Genomic DNA, 14423 nt, shown 5'->3' on the forward strand with positions numbered 1-14423 from the left:
ACCATGGCTCTCGGTCCCCGGCTCTCAGATATTCCCAACATTCGTCGCACCCTGTCGTTCTACAAGGTGTCGTCGATCATCACAGGTACCTTCCTGCTCGTGCTGTGCCTCATGATGGTGTTTCGCTATGGATTCGGCGGCGACATCGAGCTCAATGGCCCCTCCGCTTTTTTGACGCTGACGCCCAAGGAACTCGTGCAGGGCATCAACGTCTCGACGATCATCCTGATCGTTCACGGTTGGCTCTACGTGTTTTACGTTGCTGCCGATTTCATCCTCTGGCGCTTGACGCGGTATTCGTTCCTGCGTTTCCTCTACATCGCTCTCGGCGGCGTTATCCCTCTTCTGTCGTTCTTCCTCGAACGTCAGGTACCTCGCCTCGTTGAGGCAAAGATCGCGAAACTCGAATCCGCTGCAGCTGCTCACGCGGCCGGCGCTGACTCCGCAAAGGCAACTGCATGACCGACACCACGGCACCGTCCGCAGACACGAACGCTCGTCCCGTTCTCGTCGTCGATTTTGGCGCGCAGTATGCGCAATTGATCGCACGCCGCGTTCGTGAAGCGAACGTGTACAGCGAGATTGTTCCTCACACCATCACCGCCGCAGAGATCGCGGCAAAGAACCCGGCTGGCATTGTGCTGAGTGGTGGGCCTTCGAGTGTCTACGAGCCCGGCTCACCCGACCTCGACCCGGGAATTCTTCAGTTGGGGGTTCCTGTTTTTGGTATTTGCTACGGCTTCCAAGTGATGGCGCGCCAGCTCGGCGGCACTGTCGCGAAGACGGGCCTGCGCGAATATGGCGCCACTGATATGACCGTTCAGGGTGGCGGCGGAAACCTCTTGGGCGATCAGCCATCGGAGCAAACGGTGTGGATGAGTCACGGCGATGCTGTGACGGAAGCTCCTGAAGGTTTTGCGGTGTTGGCGAGCAGCGAAGCGACTCCGGTTGCCGCCTTCTCGAGCGTAGAACGTGGGCTGTACGGAGTGCAGTGGCACCCCGAGGTCAAGCACTCGACGCACGGTCAAGGCCTGCTCGAGAATTTCTTGCATGATGCTGCGGGCATCCCCGCCGATTGGAACAGCGGCAATGTGATCGCTGAGCAGGTTGCACGCATCCGTGAGCAGGTCGGTTCGGCGAAGGTGATTTGCGGTCTCTCCGGTGGAGTCGATTCCGCCGTCGCCGCCGCGATCGTGCACGAAGCCGTTGGCGACCAGCTTGTCTGCATTTTTGTCGACCACGGGCTCTTGCGTCAGGATGAGCGTCGCCAGGTCGAAGAGGACTATGTCGCCTCCACCGGTGTTCGCCTCGTCACCGTCGACGCTGTTGACCAGTTCATGGATGCTCTCGCCGGGGTCACTGACCCCGAAACGAAGCGCAAAATCATCGGGCGCGAATTCATCCGAAGCTTTGAGAACGCAGCTGAAGCGCTCGTGCTTGAAGCACAGGGCGACGGCGAGAAGGTCAAGTTCCTCGTTCAGGGCACCCTGTACCCGGATGTCGTGGAGAGTGGCGGAGGAACAGGCACCGCCAACATCAAGAGCCACCACAACGTCGGTGGGCTCCCCGAAGACCTGCAGTTTGAGCTCGTGGAGCCGCTGCGCACCCTGTTCAAGGATGAAGTGCGCGCGATCGGTCGCGAGTTGGGACTGCCGGAGGTCATTGTTGGCCGCCAGCCATTCCCTGGACCCGGCCTCGGCATCCGCATTATCGGTGAAGTGACGCATGAACGTCTTGAGTTGCTGCGAAAGGCCGATGCGATCGCTCGCGCCGAGCTCACCGCTGCTGGCCTCGATGACACAATTTGGCAGTGCCCTGTTGTGCTCCTCGCTGACGTCCGCTCGGTGGGCGTGCAAGGCGATGGCCGCACCTACGGTCACCCGATCGTGCTGCGTCCGGTCTCATCCGAAGACGCAATGACCGCTGACTGGACACGCCTGCCGTACGACGTGCTCGCCAAGATTTCCAACCGCATCACCAACGAGGTGGATGGGGTGAACCGCGTGGTTCTCGACGTCACGTCGAAGCCGCCAGGAACGATTGAGTGGGAGTAAGACGCTGAAGGTGAAGGCCATTTCTGGCCTTCACGCGTCTTGAGCCGAGGCCGTCTCGGCCGAGGCCGCTAAGCGCTAACAACAAAGCCCCCGCCACCCGGCTGCTGCCGAGGTGACGGGGGCTTTGTCGATGCGCGGTGAAGTTAGTCGCGAAGAATCGCGAAGAAGCGCAGCAACTCGAGGTACAGCCAGATCACGGTGACCATGATGCCGAAAGCACCCTTCCAGCCGTAGGCACGAGGTGCGCCGTTGGCGGCGCCCTTCTGGATGAAGTCGAAGTCGAGCACGAGCGAGTATGCCGCCATGATGACGACAAGCACACCGAGCACGACACCGAAAGGAATTCCGAGGAACGGGATTTCAGCGCTGCGAAGACCGAACGCATCGTCGGTCGCACCGGTGAACATGAGAACCATGTTGACAAGCGAGAAGATGACGTAGCCGACCATCGCGATGAGGAAGACCTTGGTGGCTTTCTTGGAGGCGCGAATCTTGCCGCTGGCGAAGAGTGCCAGCGTGACACCAACCACGATGATCGTGGCGACAACGGCCTGAGTGACTACACCGCCAAAGGCAGTTTCGTAGTAGCGCGAGATACCGCCGACGAAGACTCCTTCGAAGGCGGAGTAGGCGAGGACGAGAGCGCCGGAGGGCTGCTTCTTGAAGATGTTGACGAGAGCCAGCACGAAGCCGACGAGCCCGGCGCCGATCCAGAGCAGGGGCATGTCGGCGATCCAGCCAATTGCTGCACCAACAAGAAGGAGGGCGAATGCTCCGACGGTTTTGGCAATGGTGTCTTCGACGGTCATGACGTCGCCGGAGTCGGGAGCCGACTCGCGGTTGTACATGTCGTTGAGCTGCTGGTTGGATACCTGGTTCGCTACGGCGATTCCGCCGCGCGAGCTAAACGCAGCATCGCGGGAGAAAGCGGGGTTATTGAGTGCCATGATTCCTCTGTTTGGTGTGGCGCCACACGTTAGTGACGCACCACAAAACTACCGGAATTTGCTGAGAAATGCCGGTTTTTCAGCGCCGCTTGGCTGCGCTCTGAGCGATCATTTGAGCGACCCAGGCGGCAGCGATCAGCACTACCGCTGAAATGGTGAGTGCCTGTGGCATAGAGGAATACTCCTGAAAGAACCGCGGCAGAATGATCCCGTTGGCGAGAGGAAGGGCCAGAGCCAGATACGAGACGAGTGGTCGATGTCGCACGATGAGCCAACAGAGCAGCGGAATCACGAGGGTCCACATCGACATGGGACCCGTGAGCATGATCCAGATTTGGCTGACGGCAGGCAGGGCCACGATCATCCGGCGCCACCCTCGGGCGGGCATGATCGACCAGCCCACGACAGTCGACGTTGTGCCGATGAGCAAGATGATGAGGGTGTAGTTGTTGGCGCCCTGCAGATGCATCGCGCCAGCAATGATGAGCACAAGCCCGGAGATATAGCGGTCGGCGTAGCGCCCCCACTTGAGCGGCAGGCGTCGAGTCGGCTCCCAGTCGCGGGCGAGCGAGAAGCGTCTAGTTGCCATTGGTGAGAAGTGAATACAACAGGATGCCCCACACAACCACCCAGATGTAGCCGAGAATTGTTGCGATACGGGCTAGTACCAGGCCGCGCTCGCCCGTCTCCTTGATCTGGCTTATCGCGATATGCCCAAAAATGAGAGCGGGAGCTCCACCGATGGCGGCGAGGATGAGCGCGAGAATCGCGATCGGATTTGTTCGGGGAGTAGCCAATGGTGCCGGGCGCACGTCATCGGCCGAGGTGGGCTCTCCGCAATAAATGCAGAACTTCCACTCCGGCTGCACTGAGGCAGCACACGACGAGCATTCGGGCATGCCCCAATATTAGTGCGGGCAGGTCAAGCGCATATTCTTGACTCAATGAGCATCATCACTCGCCCGCTTGTGATCGGGCACCGCGGGGCAAGCGGGTATCGTCCAGAGCACACTAGAGCTGCCTACGACCTTGCGTTCACGTTGGGGGCGGATGCTGTTGAACCCGACATTGTCGCAACGCGGGATGGCGTGCTGGTGTTGCGGCACGAGAACGAGATTTCGGGCACAACCAATGTTGCCGAGCATCCGGAATTTGCGGCTCGGCGCACCTCGAAGACGATTGACGGCGACGCGATCACAGGCTGGTTCACTGAAGACTTCACGTGGCAAGAACTGTCGACCTTGCGGGCGCGGGAGCGGCTGCCCGCAGTGCGGCAAGCGAGCACGACCCACAATGATGGATCACCGATTCTTCGATTGGTCGACCTGCTCGAGATCGTTGATCAGCATCCAGAAGCGACGCGTCGTCCCTTGAAAATTGTTGCCGAGATCAAACACGCGAGCTACTTCGCCTCGATCGGGCTGCCGCTCGACGAGCTCTTCGCGCGAGACGTGAGCGGGTGGGCGACAGCCGACAACCTGATTATCGAATCGTTTGAGCAGAGTGTGCTGCACAGCATCCGGGATCGTGGAATTCCGGGGCAACTGGTGTTCTTGCTCGAGTCGAGCGGGGCACCGTCTGATTTGATTGCGCGCTTCGGATCGAAAGCGCGCAGCTATGCCGACCACCTCACCGACGCTGGCCTTGCCACGCTCGCGGCTGAAGTCGATGGCATCAGCGTCGATAAGAAAATGCTCATGGTCAAAGATCTCGCGGGAAGCCTCACGGGCACGAACGATCTCGTTGCTCGGGCGCATGCCGCGGGGTTGCTCGTCTTCTGTTGGACTTTGCGTGCCGAGAACAGGTTCTTGCCGAAGAACCTCCGTTCAAGCAAACAACCTGAGCACTACGGCAACTGGATGTCGGAGTTTCGCACCATTATGGATTCCGGTCTCGACGGCGTCTTTGCCGACCAACCCGACCTCGCGGTCACCGCGCGCGGGTAGAGTCGAGGGGCAATGACGACAGCTCTTGACTCCACTGACCCTGGCCGCTCTGATGACGGCAATCCCGTTGGCGATCCCCTGCTCGATGGGCTCAATCCTCGTCAGCGTGAGGCCGTCGAATACCGCGGACCCTCGCTGCTTATTGTGGCCGGTGCAGGGTCTGGCAAAACCAGTGTGCTCACCCGCCGCATCGCTGGCCTGTTGCGCTCGCGCGAAGCGTGGCCGAGCCAGATTCTTGCGATCACCTTCACCAACAAAGCCGCCGCAGAAATGCGCGAGCGAGTGGGGGCGATTGTCGGTGACTCCGCCGAAGGGATGTGGATCTCTACTTTCCACTCCGCGTGTGTTCGTATTCTGCGGCGTGAAGCAGAAGCCTTCGGCTTCTCCAAGAACTTCACCATTTACGACTCGGCCGACAGCAAGGCGCTGCTCAAGCGCATTCTCAAAGAACTCGATGCCGACATGTTCGGTCTCACTGTCAGCAAAGCGGCGAACCGCATTTCGCAGCTCAAGAACGAGCTAACCGACGTCGACGGTTTCGCGCGGGATGCCAACATGAACGACCCGACGGAGAAGAAGTTCCTTGAGGTTTTCCGCCGCTACACGCGCGGACTCAGCGACGCGAACGCTTTCGATTTTGATGACCTTATTGGTCAGACGGTCTACTTGTTCCGGGCGTTCCCCCACATCGCCGCGACGTATCAGCGTCGTTTCAAGCACATCCTGGTTGACGAGTATCAGGACACCAACCACGCACAGTATTCACTCATTCGCGAGCTGACGAAGCCGCCGGCTCCTGAGCAGTTCGAGACCTCGCCCGGCGTGCTCGTGCAGGGCAACACCAACGAGCTCGATGCCGCCTCGCTGACCGTGGTTGGCGACAGCGACCAGTCGATTTATGCGTTCCGTGGGGCCGACATCCGCAATATTGTCGAGTTTGAGCGCGACTTTCCGCGGTCGACCGTGATCTTGCTTGAGCAGAACTACCGCTCGACTCAGACGATTCTGGATGCCGCCAACGCGGTGATCTCTCACAACTTCGATCGCAAAGATAAGAAGCTATTCACGACCGTGGGCGCTGGCGACAAGATCGTCGGCTTCACGGGCTATTCAGGTCATGACGAAGCGCAGTTCGTGGCCGATGAGATTCAGAAGCTGCACGACGAAGGCGTTGCCTACAAAGACATCGCCGTCTTCTATCGCACGAACTCGCAGACTCGCGCGCTTGAAGAGATCTTCATTCGCGCGGCCCTGCCGTACCGAGTGCTCGGCGGCACAAAGTTCTATGAGCGCGCCGAAATCAAGGATGCTTTCGGTTACTTGATTGCGGTCGCTAACCCGGCCGATCCGCTGGCTTTGCGTCGCATCATGAACACCCCGAAGCGCGGAATTGGTCCGGCCACGGAAGCAGCGTTGCAGGCGTGGGCGGATGACCGTGGCATGACCCTGCGCGATGCGATGCGCAACGCCTCCGAGCTCGGCCTTGGCCCCAAGGTGAGGAAAGCGATTGTGGGCTTGGCCGAGGTGCTCGATGAGGTGATGGCGAAGGTGGCGACGAGCAAGCCCGCCGACATTTTGACCGAGCTTCTTGAACGCTCCGGTTACCTTGCTGCGCTGCGTGCCTCTCAAGACCCTCAAGATGAGGCGCGCGCCGAGAACGTCGATGAGCTCGTTGCGGTCACCAAGGAGTTTGGCAAGAACAACCCCGAGGGCACTCTTCTTGACTTTCTCACCGAAGTTTCGTTGGTCGCAGCGGCCGACGATCTCGACGACTCCAGCGGAACAGTGTCGCTCATGACGCTGCACACCGCGAAGGGCCTCGAATATGACTCGGTGTTCCTCACCGGTGTCGAAGAAGATCTTCTGCCGCACCGCATGTCGGCCAACGAACCGGGTGGTCCAGCCGAGGAGCGTCGACTGTTCTACGTGGGCATCACGCGTGCCCGCAAACGACTCTTCCTCTCGCTCGCCATGACTCGCGCCCAGTTTGGTGAAGTGAACGTGGCGATGCCGAGCCGTTACTTGCAAGAAATTCCGACCGAACTCATCGAGTGGAAGCAATCGCCTGGCATGGCCAACTCGCGCGGCGGAACCCAATCTCGAGCGCTCAACGCGCGCCGCGACGGCAGCGGGAGTGGTGGCTCGTGGGCAGGCTCACTGCGGCAAGCGGCCTCCGGCGGTCTGCCTCCGGCACCACCGCGCGCGAAGACCGAGTGGGCCAACGCGGTCACCGCAACGGTGCGCGACAACGGCGACCTCACGCTCGCGGCGGGCGACCGCATCCGGCACACCGATTTTGGTGATGGCACCGTGAACCAAGTGACGGGCGCCGGTCCGAAGAGTATCGCTGACGTTCAGTTCGATACCGCGGGCCGCAAGCGCCTCCTCATCAAGATTGCTCCTATTGAGAAATTGTGATTCCGAAGGGTCACCGCACTCGGGAGCGCCGCATCACGGCGAACCCCGGCTCGTGGTGCCTCGCCTTCGCCCGCTCGATACTGACGACGAGCTAGCGAAAGCACTCGCGGCAGTGCGGGTCGATCTCGACCTGCCGACGGAGTTCAGCGCAGAGGTGGAGGAAGCGGCCGATGCTGCGGTGGCCGCGTTCGAGCCTCCTGAACTCGATCTCACGGGCATCCCTTTCGTCACAATTGATCCCGAGGACGCGACAGACCTCGACCAGGCGCTCTATCTCGAACGCACGGGAGAAACCCTTCGAGTGATGTACGCCATCGCCGAAGTTCCGGCTTTTGTACTCCCGGGGTCCGCGGTTGATGCTGAGGCTCGCAAGCGTGGTCAAACTCTCTACGGTCCCGATGGCCGCGTGCCGCTGCATCCGACGGTCATCAGTGAAGATGCCGCGTCGCTTCTCGCGGGCGCGACTCGACCCGCTTTTGTGTGGACCTTCGATCTGGATGCCGCGGGCGCGGTGATCGCGACAACTCTCGTTCGCGCTCAAGTGCGTAACCGTCGCCAGTACAACTACCTCGAAGTTCAAGAGCTGCTCGACAAGGGCTACGCGGACGAATCCCTCTCGCTGCTGCCTGAGTTCGGGCGCTTGCGCACCGAGCTCGAACGCCAGCGCGGCGGGGCTAGCCTCAATCGCCCCGACGAAGAAGTTTCCGTTGTCGACGGCCACTATGTAATTGAGCGTCGCGCGAACTTGCCCATCGAGGAATACAACGCGCACGTCTCGCTCATGACGGGCATGGAAGCCGCTCGCATCATGCTCGACGGCAAAGTCGGCATTCTGCGCACGATGCCGGCGCCCGACGAGGAGACGCTCGAGCAGTTCCGCCGTCAAGTGGCGAGCCTTGGATGCCCGTGGCCCGAGAACCAGAACTATGGCGAGTACTTGCGCACTCTCGACCACACCGACCCGCGCGCGCTCGCGGCAACTCACGCAGCAACGTCGTTGTTCCGAGGTGCTGGCTACACACCCTTTGACGGTGAGCTGCCCGAAGACACTATTCAAGCGGCTGTTGCAGCGCCCTACGCTCATGCAACAGCTCCGCTGCGTCGACTCGTCGACCGCTTCGTGCTCGTAGCGTGCGAAGCACTTGTTGCCGGTAGAGACGTGCCCAAGTGGGTGCGTGACGCTCTGCCGGAATTGCCGAAAATCATGGGCCGCACGAGTCAACTAGCGTCGCAATTCGAGCGCGCCTCGGTCGATGCCATTGAAGCGGCACTGTTGAGGCCGCGACTGGGTGACGAGTTCGAGGCCGCCGTGGTGTCGCAGCGCGGCGACGGTGGCGTCATCCAGATTGCCGAACCTGTCATTACGGCCCACGTTTCGGGAACTGTGTCGGCGGGAGACACCGTGCGCGTTCGGCTGATTTCCGCAAACATCGCGACAGGATCGATCGAATTCGAGCTCGTCTAGCGGTGGCGGCTGCTCGCGGCTTGCGGCTCTAGCTGCCGTCCGCCAGCGAGCGCCGGAACGCCGCCAGATATCGGCGCTGAGTCGCGAAACGCAGCCACCGAGGCAAGCGGGGGTAGATCGCGCGAGTGATCCGCATGATCCGATCGAAGCGTTTCTGGTGGTGGGGGAGGGCATACGCCTCGCGGAGTTCCGGGCGCAGAAGACCGGCCGTGAGAACTCGAACGAGCGGCATTACTGCGCGCAACCACGAGGGCCCGCCGGTCGGATGAAGCAACTGCTGGGCAACTCCTCGGCTCGCGTCCGTGACGCTCAACGAAGCCACGCTCTCGTTCCAGTAGGCCGCGAACGCCGCACGGTCGGACGGCCACAGCGCACGCGGAACGCCCAGCGCCGTCGCGATCACCGCATAGTCGCTGAGCAGAGCTTCGGCATCGACCTCGCGCAGCGGGCCAAAGACAAGTTCGCGCACCCGCATCGCTGTGTCGTAAAGCGTCGCAGCCACCCACAACTGCAGTTGCGGATCCCGGGCGTCATAACCTTCCGCGCGCACCGGACGATGAGCCGCGCCCACCCGCCGAGCAACCTCGGCAGCCTCAGCCGGTGTGCCATAAACGGTGACGTAGAGGTAGGTGAGGGTGCCGTTCAAACGATCCAAGGGGCGCCGCGCAAAGTCACTGTGCTCAGCGACCGCCTGACCCACTGCAGGGTGCGCGATTTGCAACAGAATGGCCGCGCCGCCGCCCGCTAACAGCGCAACGTCGGCAGAGACATCCGCAATTCTGAGGGGGTCGGATGCGGGCACGCACCCAGTTTAGGAGCGCTGAGCCACAAGATTTCCCGATCTTTCGCTCTCTACAGCCCGCTATCGGAAAACACTCAACGCTAGGCACGGTAAGGTTTTCTATTGGCGTGCGACTCATGGAGCCGACCAATTTGGCACCGATTCGCCGCCTTCCCCACTCACCATTACGCGCGGATTGGAATGAGCAGCGTGGATCTATATGAGTACCAGGCCAGAGACGTATTTGAGTCTTATGGCGTACCAGTACTTGCCGGCCTAATTGCCGACACCCCAGAAGAAGCCAAAGCAGCAGCCGAGAAAATCGGTGGAACCGTTGTCGTCAAGGCCCAGGTCAAGACCGGCGGTCGCGGCAAAGCGGGTGGTGTCAAGGTCGTTCACAACGCCGATGACGCATTCGCCGCAGCCGAGCAGATCCTTGGTCTCGACATCAACGGCCACACGGTCAAGCGAGTAATGATTGCTGCCGGTGCTCGCATCGCGCAGGAGTTCTACTTCTCCGTGTTGCTCGACCGAGCAAACCGCTCCTACCTTTCGCTGTGCAGCGTCGAGGGCGGCGTGGAGATCGAGGTTCTTGCTGTTGAGCGCCCCGAGGCTCTCGCCAAGATCGAGATCAACCCCATGCAGGGTATCGACCTCGCTAAGGCCACCGAGATCGCGAAGGCTGCCAACTTCCCGGCAGAGCTCGTCGACAAGGTTGCTCCCGTCTTCGTGAAGCTCTATGACGTCTACAAGGGCGAAGACGCAACGCTCGTTGAGGTCAACCCACTCGTGCTCACCGAACATGGCCAGATTCTGGCTCTCGATGGCAAGGTATCGCTCGACGAGAACGCCGAGTTCCGTCACCCCAAGCACGCAGAGCTCGAAGACGCTGCTGCCGCTGACCCGCTCGAGGCAAAGGCTAAGGCCAACGACCTCAACTACGTCAAGCTCGATGGTGAAGTTGGTGTCATCGGTAACGGTGCTGGCCTCGTCATGTCGACGCTGGATGTTGTTGCCTACGCTGGCGAAAACCACGGCAACGTGAAACCCGCCAACTTCCTCGACATTGGGGGTGGAGCATCCGCAGAGGTCATGGCCGCCGGACTCGACGTTATTCTCAACGACCCTCAGGTCAAGAGTGTGTTCGTGAATGTCTTCGGTGGAATCACCGCCTGCGACGCTGTTGCCAAGGGAATTGTGGGTGCGCTCGCCGAACTCGGCAGCGCCGCCAACAAGCCACTGGTTGTTCGTCTCGACGGCAACAAGGTCGAGGAGGGTCGCGCGATTCTCGCTGAAGCGAACCACCCCCTCGTGACGCTAGCCGCCACTATGGACGAGGGCGCCGATAAGGCTGCCGAACTCGCCAACGCCGCGAAGTAAGGAACCGAGCATGTCAATTTTCCTCAACAAGGATTCGAAGGTCATCGTTCAGGGCATCACCGGCGGTGAGGGCACCAAGCACACCGCTCTCATGCTCGCGGCGGGCACCCAGGTTGTTGGCGGCGTCAACGCCCGTAAGGCCGGCACCACGGTTCTTCACGGCGATGTCGAGCTGCCCGTGTTCGGCACCGTTGCTGAAGCAATGGAAAAGACGGGAGCGGATGTTTCGATCGCGTTTGTTCCTCCGGCTTTCACCAAGGATGCTGTCATCGAAGCAATCGACGCCGAAATGCCGTTGCTCGTCATCATCACCGAGGGTGTTCCCGTCGGTGACTCGGCCGAGTTCTGGGCGTACGCGCAGAATAAGGGCAACAAGACCCGCATCATCGGGCCGAACTGTCCAGGCATCATCACACCGGGTGAAGCACTCGTTGGCATCACGCCCGCGAACATTACCGGCAAGGGCCCGATCGGTCTCGTCTCCAAGTCGGGAACGCTCACGTACCAAATGATGTACGAACTGCGCGACCTCGGATTCTCGACCGCAATCGGTATCGGTGGCGACCCCATCATCGGCACGACACACATCGACGCTCTTGAAGCGTTCGAGGCGGACCCCGAGACTAAGGCGATCGTCATGATTGGTGAAATCGGTGGAGATGCTGAAGAGCGCGCCGCTGACTACATCAAGGCTCACGTCACGAAGCCCGTTGTGGGTTACGTTGCTGGCTTCACGGCTCCCGAGGGTAAGACCATGGGTCACGCTGGTGCGATCGTTTCTGGCTCTGCCGGAACCGCTCAGGCCAAGAAGGAAGCTCTTGAAGCTGCTGGTGTGAAGGTCGGCAAGACGCCGTCTGAAGCTGCCAAGCTCATGCGCGAAATTCTCGCAACTCTGTAGTCAGTACTTCTCGCTACTCCAAGCGCCGCTCGTCCTCGTGACGAGCGGCGCTTGTCGGTTAAGTGATCCAGAACTGATGCGATCGGGCTACCGCGAACCGCTCGCGCTAGGCGTGCGGCGCGGGATCGAGTTCGGGCGCGGGCGTGCGAGTGCCGCTGCGCTGGGCTCCGGCGCCCGCGAGCACCACGAGGCCGATGCCGATCCACTGCACGAATGAAGGAATCTGGTGTAGCACGATCAGGCCGACGAACACTCCGAAGGCCGGCTCGAGTGCCATGAGTGTTCCGAATGCAGTGTGGGTCATCCGGCGCAGCGCCATCATCTCGAGCCCGAAGGGCAGCACGGGGGAGAGCAGCGCCAAGCCGAGCGCAAGCGGCAGAATTCACAAGTCGAAGTCTGCCAAGACCTGAGGTGCTCCAACGAAGGTTGCCATGATCGAGGCGATGGGAATGGTCATCGACTGGGCCGGTAGAGCACTCACGTATCTATTTACTGCTGCTTTCGCCTCTCCTGTTGCAGCACGCCTCGCCACCTCGGCTGCTTGATCATCATTGAGCGCGCGGCTTCGACCTTTGTAAACGCCGTCTTTCTTGGGAAAGGAGATGCCCTCGTGCTGTCGTTTACGAATGAGTGCTCTTTCCAATTCCGTGAACGCACCCTTTGCGGAGAGCAGGACGGCGGCCATCGAGCTAACGGGTCGCGTGCTGGCCCAAAGTACTGACTTGGATGTAGCCAAACGTCTGAGTCACGGATCCTCGCGCCAATAATGTCAAGGCAACTCTAAGGCCCTGCTGATCGTGTGTCGAGAAAAGGGATTGAGGGCCTAAGATTGACATGTACTTGCTGGGCGAGCGGCGGCTCACCTTGACGCCTGTTTAGGGTGTACCTCAAATAGACGCCACAGCAAGTATCAATCGACGGCGTAGCGCCGCAGTTCCGCCGGTGAGCTGGCGCTCACATTTTTGCCAAAGCGCTCTGCGAGCGATTGTACGGTCGGCTTCACGAAACACAAACGGCATTCTGCCGTCAGCTCCTCCGAAGATTTTTGGCGCGCGGTCGCAAGCTCCCTTATTTCGCGCCAAAATTCTTCGCCCCGCAGCCCTACGGGTTGTGTTGCGCTTCTCCTCCCATCGGCACTAAGTGCCGTTTTGGCAAAAAATATATGGAAGAGAAGAAGAACATGGAAAACATCACAATCATTGCCCAGACTTGCCACGTTGAGCTAGACGGAACAGCCACACCAGGTCACACCATCGCGGCAGCAGATGAATACATCGTGCCGGTCGATCCAGCAGACGAAACCCAGTGCGACAGCTGCCAGTAAAGCCAGAACAAGTTTCGGATCCGGCAGTAGAGAGAGCACCAAGGGACATGCAAGACGACTTCGGCCCCGAGCCGATCAGTGCTGAGGAAGAAAACCTTGAGCTCGCGATCAACACGTTCGAGAAAGAGATCCACGCACACGGAGGTAACGTTCACGCCGCAGCAATCGAAGTATTCCGAATGGTGACCGGCACATGAGGTGGGGAGCAAGTGGCAACAGCGGGGGAGTGCCACTCTGGTACTTCTGGCTGTGATGACGCCAAGTGTCGCGATGGCATCATCTGAAGTCGACGACGGAGATTCAAAGGTGGTGGAGAGCGATCCGCTAAAAGCAGAGGTTAATCGAGAAAAGATGGAGTCAATCCTCCAAGAATTCGAGAAGACCGGGATTGTAGAGGGATCAGGGTCGCCGTCGGAGTGGAAAAACTTCAATGAGGATACTCCACCGGAAGTATTTGAGCTAGCCAACGCCCTCTGGAACGAGTACGGAAACACTAGAGGCTACGGTCCTGTTGAGTGGGTAAAGGAAACAAGAGAGGTGCTTGTCTGGTGGAATGGCTCGTTGCCAGAAGAGGCCATCCGGCTCTTGGCAGAGACTTCCCGGAAAGTTTCATTGCCAGTCCAAGTTCGGCCGATGGTCTACTCCGGAATGGACCTCAACGCAGCAGCACAAGAGATGGCTGAAAGCCTCGCTAAAACCTGGCCCGAGGTTACGTCCGTGACAGCGTTGCATGATGGGACCGGCATTGAAGTCGCTCTTGCAAGCGCTAATGGCGAAGCTCGCAACGTTACTCCACGCGAATCCACTAGCGACCGTTAGGGGCTAGTGCGTCTTTTCCCGTCAATTTTGTATCGACGGGTGAAGTCCAAACTACTAATAATCGAGTCAGTCAGGTGGCACCGTACGCAAGCGGCGGGCGGATCAAAAGAGGGGGCGGCGGTTGTACAAGCGGCTTTAGCGTTCAGATCGGCGAACCTGCCCCTGACGTAGTCAAATCTCAGGGAATGATGTTCGCCAACCATTGCGGTGCATATGGACCCGGAGCCTGGACCACCGTCAGTAACAATTTTTTCGGTAATAAGTCTTCCCAATATGTTGCGCGGTACAAGGACGTTGCGCTTATGGTGAACGACCCCGCTCAGTCGGGCGTCTCAGATAGCCTCCGTTTCTACTACCCGCAAATGTTCTTGGGGGCTTACAATTCCGGGAC

Annotated in this window: 16 protein-coding genes; 10 read left to right on the top strand and 6 right to left on the bottom strand. The window is 60.0% G+C overall.

The window, feature by feature from the left end; genetic code table 11:
* The first annotated feature begins 3 nt into the window (after window positions 1-3).
* Together AACZ26_RS03680 and guaA are read left to right on the top strand one after the other, a co-directional pair.
* Window positions 4-462 (top strand): DUF3817 domain-containing protein, encoded by a 459-nt coding sequence (locus tag AACZ26_RS03680; RefSeq protein WP_339619225.1) that lies wholly within the window; start codon window positions 4-6, stop codon window positions 460-462.
* Entirely contained in the window at window positions 459-2054 is a 1596-nt protein-coding gene (gene guaA, locus AACZ26_RS03685; RefSeq protein ID WP_339619227.1) for a glutamine-hydrolyzing GMP synthase, read from the top strand. The genes AACZ26_RS03680 and guaA overlap by 4 nt, the downstream gene beginning before the upstream one ends.
* Window positions 2055-2197: 143 nt before the next feature.
* On the opposite strand, the gene AACZ26_RS03690 is transcribed toward guaA, so the two are convergent.
* From AACZ26_RS03690 to AACZ26_RS03700, 3 genes are all read right to left on the bottom strand, one after another.
* Window positions 2198-3001 carry a Bax inhibitor-1/YccA family protein gene (locus AACZ26_RS03690; protein ID WP_339619228.1) on the bottom strand — a complete coding sequence of 268 codons (804 nt, stop codon included), beginning with the start codon at window positions 2999-3001 and terminating at the stop codon, window positions 2198-2200.
* A gap of 79 nt (window positions 3002-3080) precedes the next feature.
* The gene (locus AACZ26_RS03695; RefSeq protein ID WP_339619229.1) at window positions 3081-3590 is read right to left on the bottom strand and encodes a hypothetical protein; all 510 of its coding nucleotides are present in this window, start codon (window positions 3588-3590) and stop codon (window positions 3081-3083) included.
* A complete protein-coding gene (locus AACZ26_RS03700; protein ID WP_339619230.1) occupies window positions 3580-3900 on the bottom strand; it encodes a DUF4190 domain-containing protein in 321 nt (106 codons plus the stop codon). Before AACZ26_RS03700 ends, AACZ26_RS03695 begins: the two co-directional genes overlap by 11 nt.
* Before the next feature lie 45 nt (window positions 3901-3945).
* Between AACZ26_RS03700 and AACZ26_RS03705 the strand changes: the two genes are divergently transcribed.
* Genes AACZ26_RS03705 through AACZ26_RS03715 form a run of 3 tightly spaced genes read left to right on the top strand, consistent with a single transcriptional unit; the run spans window position 3946 to window position 8830 of the window.
* Entirely contained in the window at window positions 3946-4947 is a 1002-nt protein-coding gene (locus AACZ26_RS03705) for a glycerophosphodiester phosphodiesterase family protein (protein ID WP_339619231.1), read from the top strand.
* Between the two features lie 12 nt (window positions 4948-4959).
* Window positions 4960-7365, top strand: coding sequence for a UvrD-helicase domain-containing protein (locus AACZ26_RS03710; RefSeq protein WP_339619232.1), 2406 nt, complete (start codon window positions 4960-4962; stop codon window positions 7363-7365).
* Window positions 7366-7417: 52 nt separating this feature from the next.
* Complete coding sequence (locus AACZ26_RS03715; RefSeq protein ID WP_339619233.1) at window positions 7418-8830, top strand: RNB domain-containing ribonuclease; 1413 nt, start codon at window positions 7418-7420, stop codon at window positions 8828-8830.
* Between the two features lie 28 nt (window positions 8831-8858).
* Here the strand turns inward: AACZ26_RS03715 and AACZ26_RS03720 are convergent, their stop codons facing one another.
* Window positions 8859-9632 (bottom strand): oxygenase MpaB family protein, encoded by a 774-nt coding sequence (locus AACZ26_RS03720; RefSeq protein ID WP_339619234.1) that lies wholly within the window; start codon window positions 9630-9632, stop codon window positions 8859-8861.
* A 189-nt stretch (window positions 9633-9821) separates the two neighbouring features.
* Between AACZ26_RS03720 and sucC the strand changes: the two genes are divergently transcribed.
* Both sucC and sucD read left to right on the top strand, forming a co-directional pair.
* Window positions 9822-10991 (top strand): ADP-forming succinate--CoA ligase subunit beta, encoded by a 1170-nt coding sequence (gene sucC, locus AACZ26_RS03725; RefSeq protein WP_339619235.1) that lies wholly within the window; start codon window positions 9822-9824, stop codon window positions 10989-10991.
* A 10-nt stretch (window positions 10992-11001) separates the two neighbouring features.
* Window positions 11002-11889, top strand: coding sequence for a succinate--CoA ligase subunit alpha (gene sucD, locus AACZ26_RS03730; protein ID WP_339619237.1), 888 nt, complete (start codon window positions 11002-11004; stop codon window positions 11887-11889).
* A gap of 106 nt (window positions 11890-11995) precedes the next feature.
* Here sucD and AACZ26_RS03735 read toward each other — a convergent pair whose 3' ends face one another.
* Together AACZ26_RS03735 and AACZ26_RS03740 are read right to left on the bottom strand one after the other, a co-directional pair.
* Window positions 11996-12250: an EamA family transporter gene (locus tag AACZ26_RS03735; protein ID WP_339619239.1), complete on the bottom strand. Its 255-nt coding sequence runs from the start codon at window positions 12248-12250 to the stop codon at window positions 11996-11998.
* A gap of 21 nt (window positions 12251-12271) precedes the next feature.
* Window positions 12272-12574 (bottom strand): hypothetical protein, encoded by a 303-nt coding sequence (locus AACZ26_RS03740; protein ID WP_339619241.1) that lies wholly within the window; start codon window positions 12572-12574, stop codon window positions 12272-12274.
* Between the two features lie 495 nt (window positions 12575-13069).
* Between AACZ26_RS03740 and AACZ26_RS03745 the strand changes: the two genes are divergently transcribed.
* From AACZ26_RS03745 to AACZ26_RS03755, 3 genes are all read left to right on the top strand, one after another.
* Window positions 13070-13213 (top strand): hypothetical protein, encoded by a 144-nt coding sequence (locus AACZ26_RS03745; protein ID WP_339619243.1) that lies wholly within the window; start codon window positions 13070-13072, stop codon window positions 13211-13213.
* 47 nt (window positions 13214-13260) lie between these two features.
* Window positions 13261-13410, top strand: a complete 150-nt coding sequence (locus tag AACZ26_RS03750; protein WP_339619244.1) for a hypothetical protein — start codon at window positions 13261-13263, stop codon at window positions 13408-13410.
* 73 nt (window positions 13411-13483) lie between these two features.
* A complete protein-coding gene (locus tag AACZ26_RS03755; RefSeq protein ID WP_339619246.1) occupies window positions 13484-14032 on the top strand; it encodes a hypothetical protein in 549 nt (182 codons plus the stop codon).
* The last annotated feature ends 391 nt before the right edge of the window (window positions 14033-14423 follow it).

The organism is uncultured Salinibacterium sp., from assembly GCF_963974405.1.
Lineage (GTDB): Bacteria > Actinomycetota > Actinomycetes > Actinomycetales > Microbacteriaceae > Rhodoglobus.

Bases quoted from the DNA above. Each gene is read 5' to 3' on its own strand.
- AACZ26_RS03680 (WP_339619225.1), top strand. From the start codon at position 4: ATGGCTCTCGGTCCCCGGCTCTCAGATATTCCCAACATTCGTCGCACC.
- guaA (WP_339619227.1), top strand. From the start codon at position 459: ATGACCGACACCACGGCACCGTCCGCAGACACGAACGCTCGTCCCGTT.
- AACZ26_RS03690 (WP_339619228.1), bottom strand. From the start codon at position 3,001: ATGGCACTCAATAACCCCGCTTTCTCCCGCGATGCTGCGTTTAGCTCG.
- AACZ26_RS03695 (WP_339619229.1), bottom strand. From the start codon at position 3,590: ATGGCAACTAGACGCTTCTCGCTCGCCCGCGACTGGGAGCCGACTCGA.
- AACZ26_RS03700 (WP_339619230.1), bottom strand. From the start codon at position 3,900: ATGCCCGAATGCTCGTCGTGTGCTGCCTCAGTGCAGCCGGAGTGGAAG.
- AACZ26_RS03705 (WP_339619231.1), top strand. From the start codon at position 3,946: ATGAGCATCATCACTCGCCCGCTTGTGATCGGGCACCGCGGGGCAAGC.
- AACZ26_RS03710 (WP_339619232.1), top strand. From the start codon at position 4,960: ATGACGACAGCTCTTGACTCCACTGACCCTGGCCGCTCTGATGACGGC.
- sucD (WP_339619237.1), top strand. From the start codon at position 11,002: ATGTCAATTTTCCTCAACAAGGATTCGAAGGTCATCGTTCAGGGCATC.
- AACZ26_RS03740 (WP_339619241.1), bottom strand. From the start codon at position 12,574: ATGGCCGCCGTCCTGCTCTCCGCAAAGGGTGCGTTCACGGAATTGGAA.
- AACZ26_RS03745 (WP_339619243.1), top strand. From the start codon at position 13,070: ATGGAAAACATCACAATCATTGCCCAGACTTGCCACGTTGAGCTAGAC.
- AACZ26_RS03750 (WP_339619244.1), top strand. From the start codon at position 13,261: ATGCAAGACGACTTCGGCCCCGAGCCGATCAGTGCTGAGGAAGAAAAC.
- AACZ26_RS03755 (WP_339619246.1), top strand. From the start codon at position 13,484: ATGGCATCATCTGAAGTCGACGACGGAGATTCAAAGGTGGTGGAGAGC.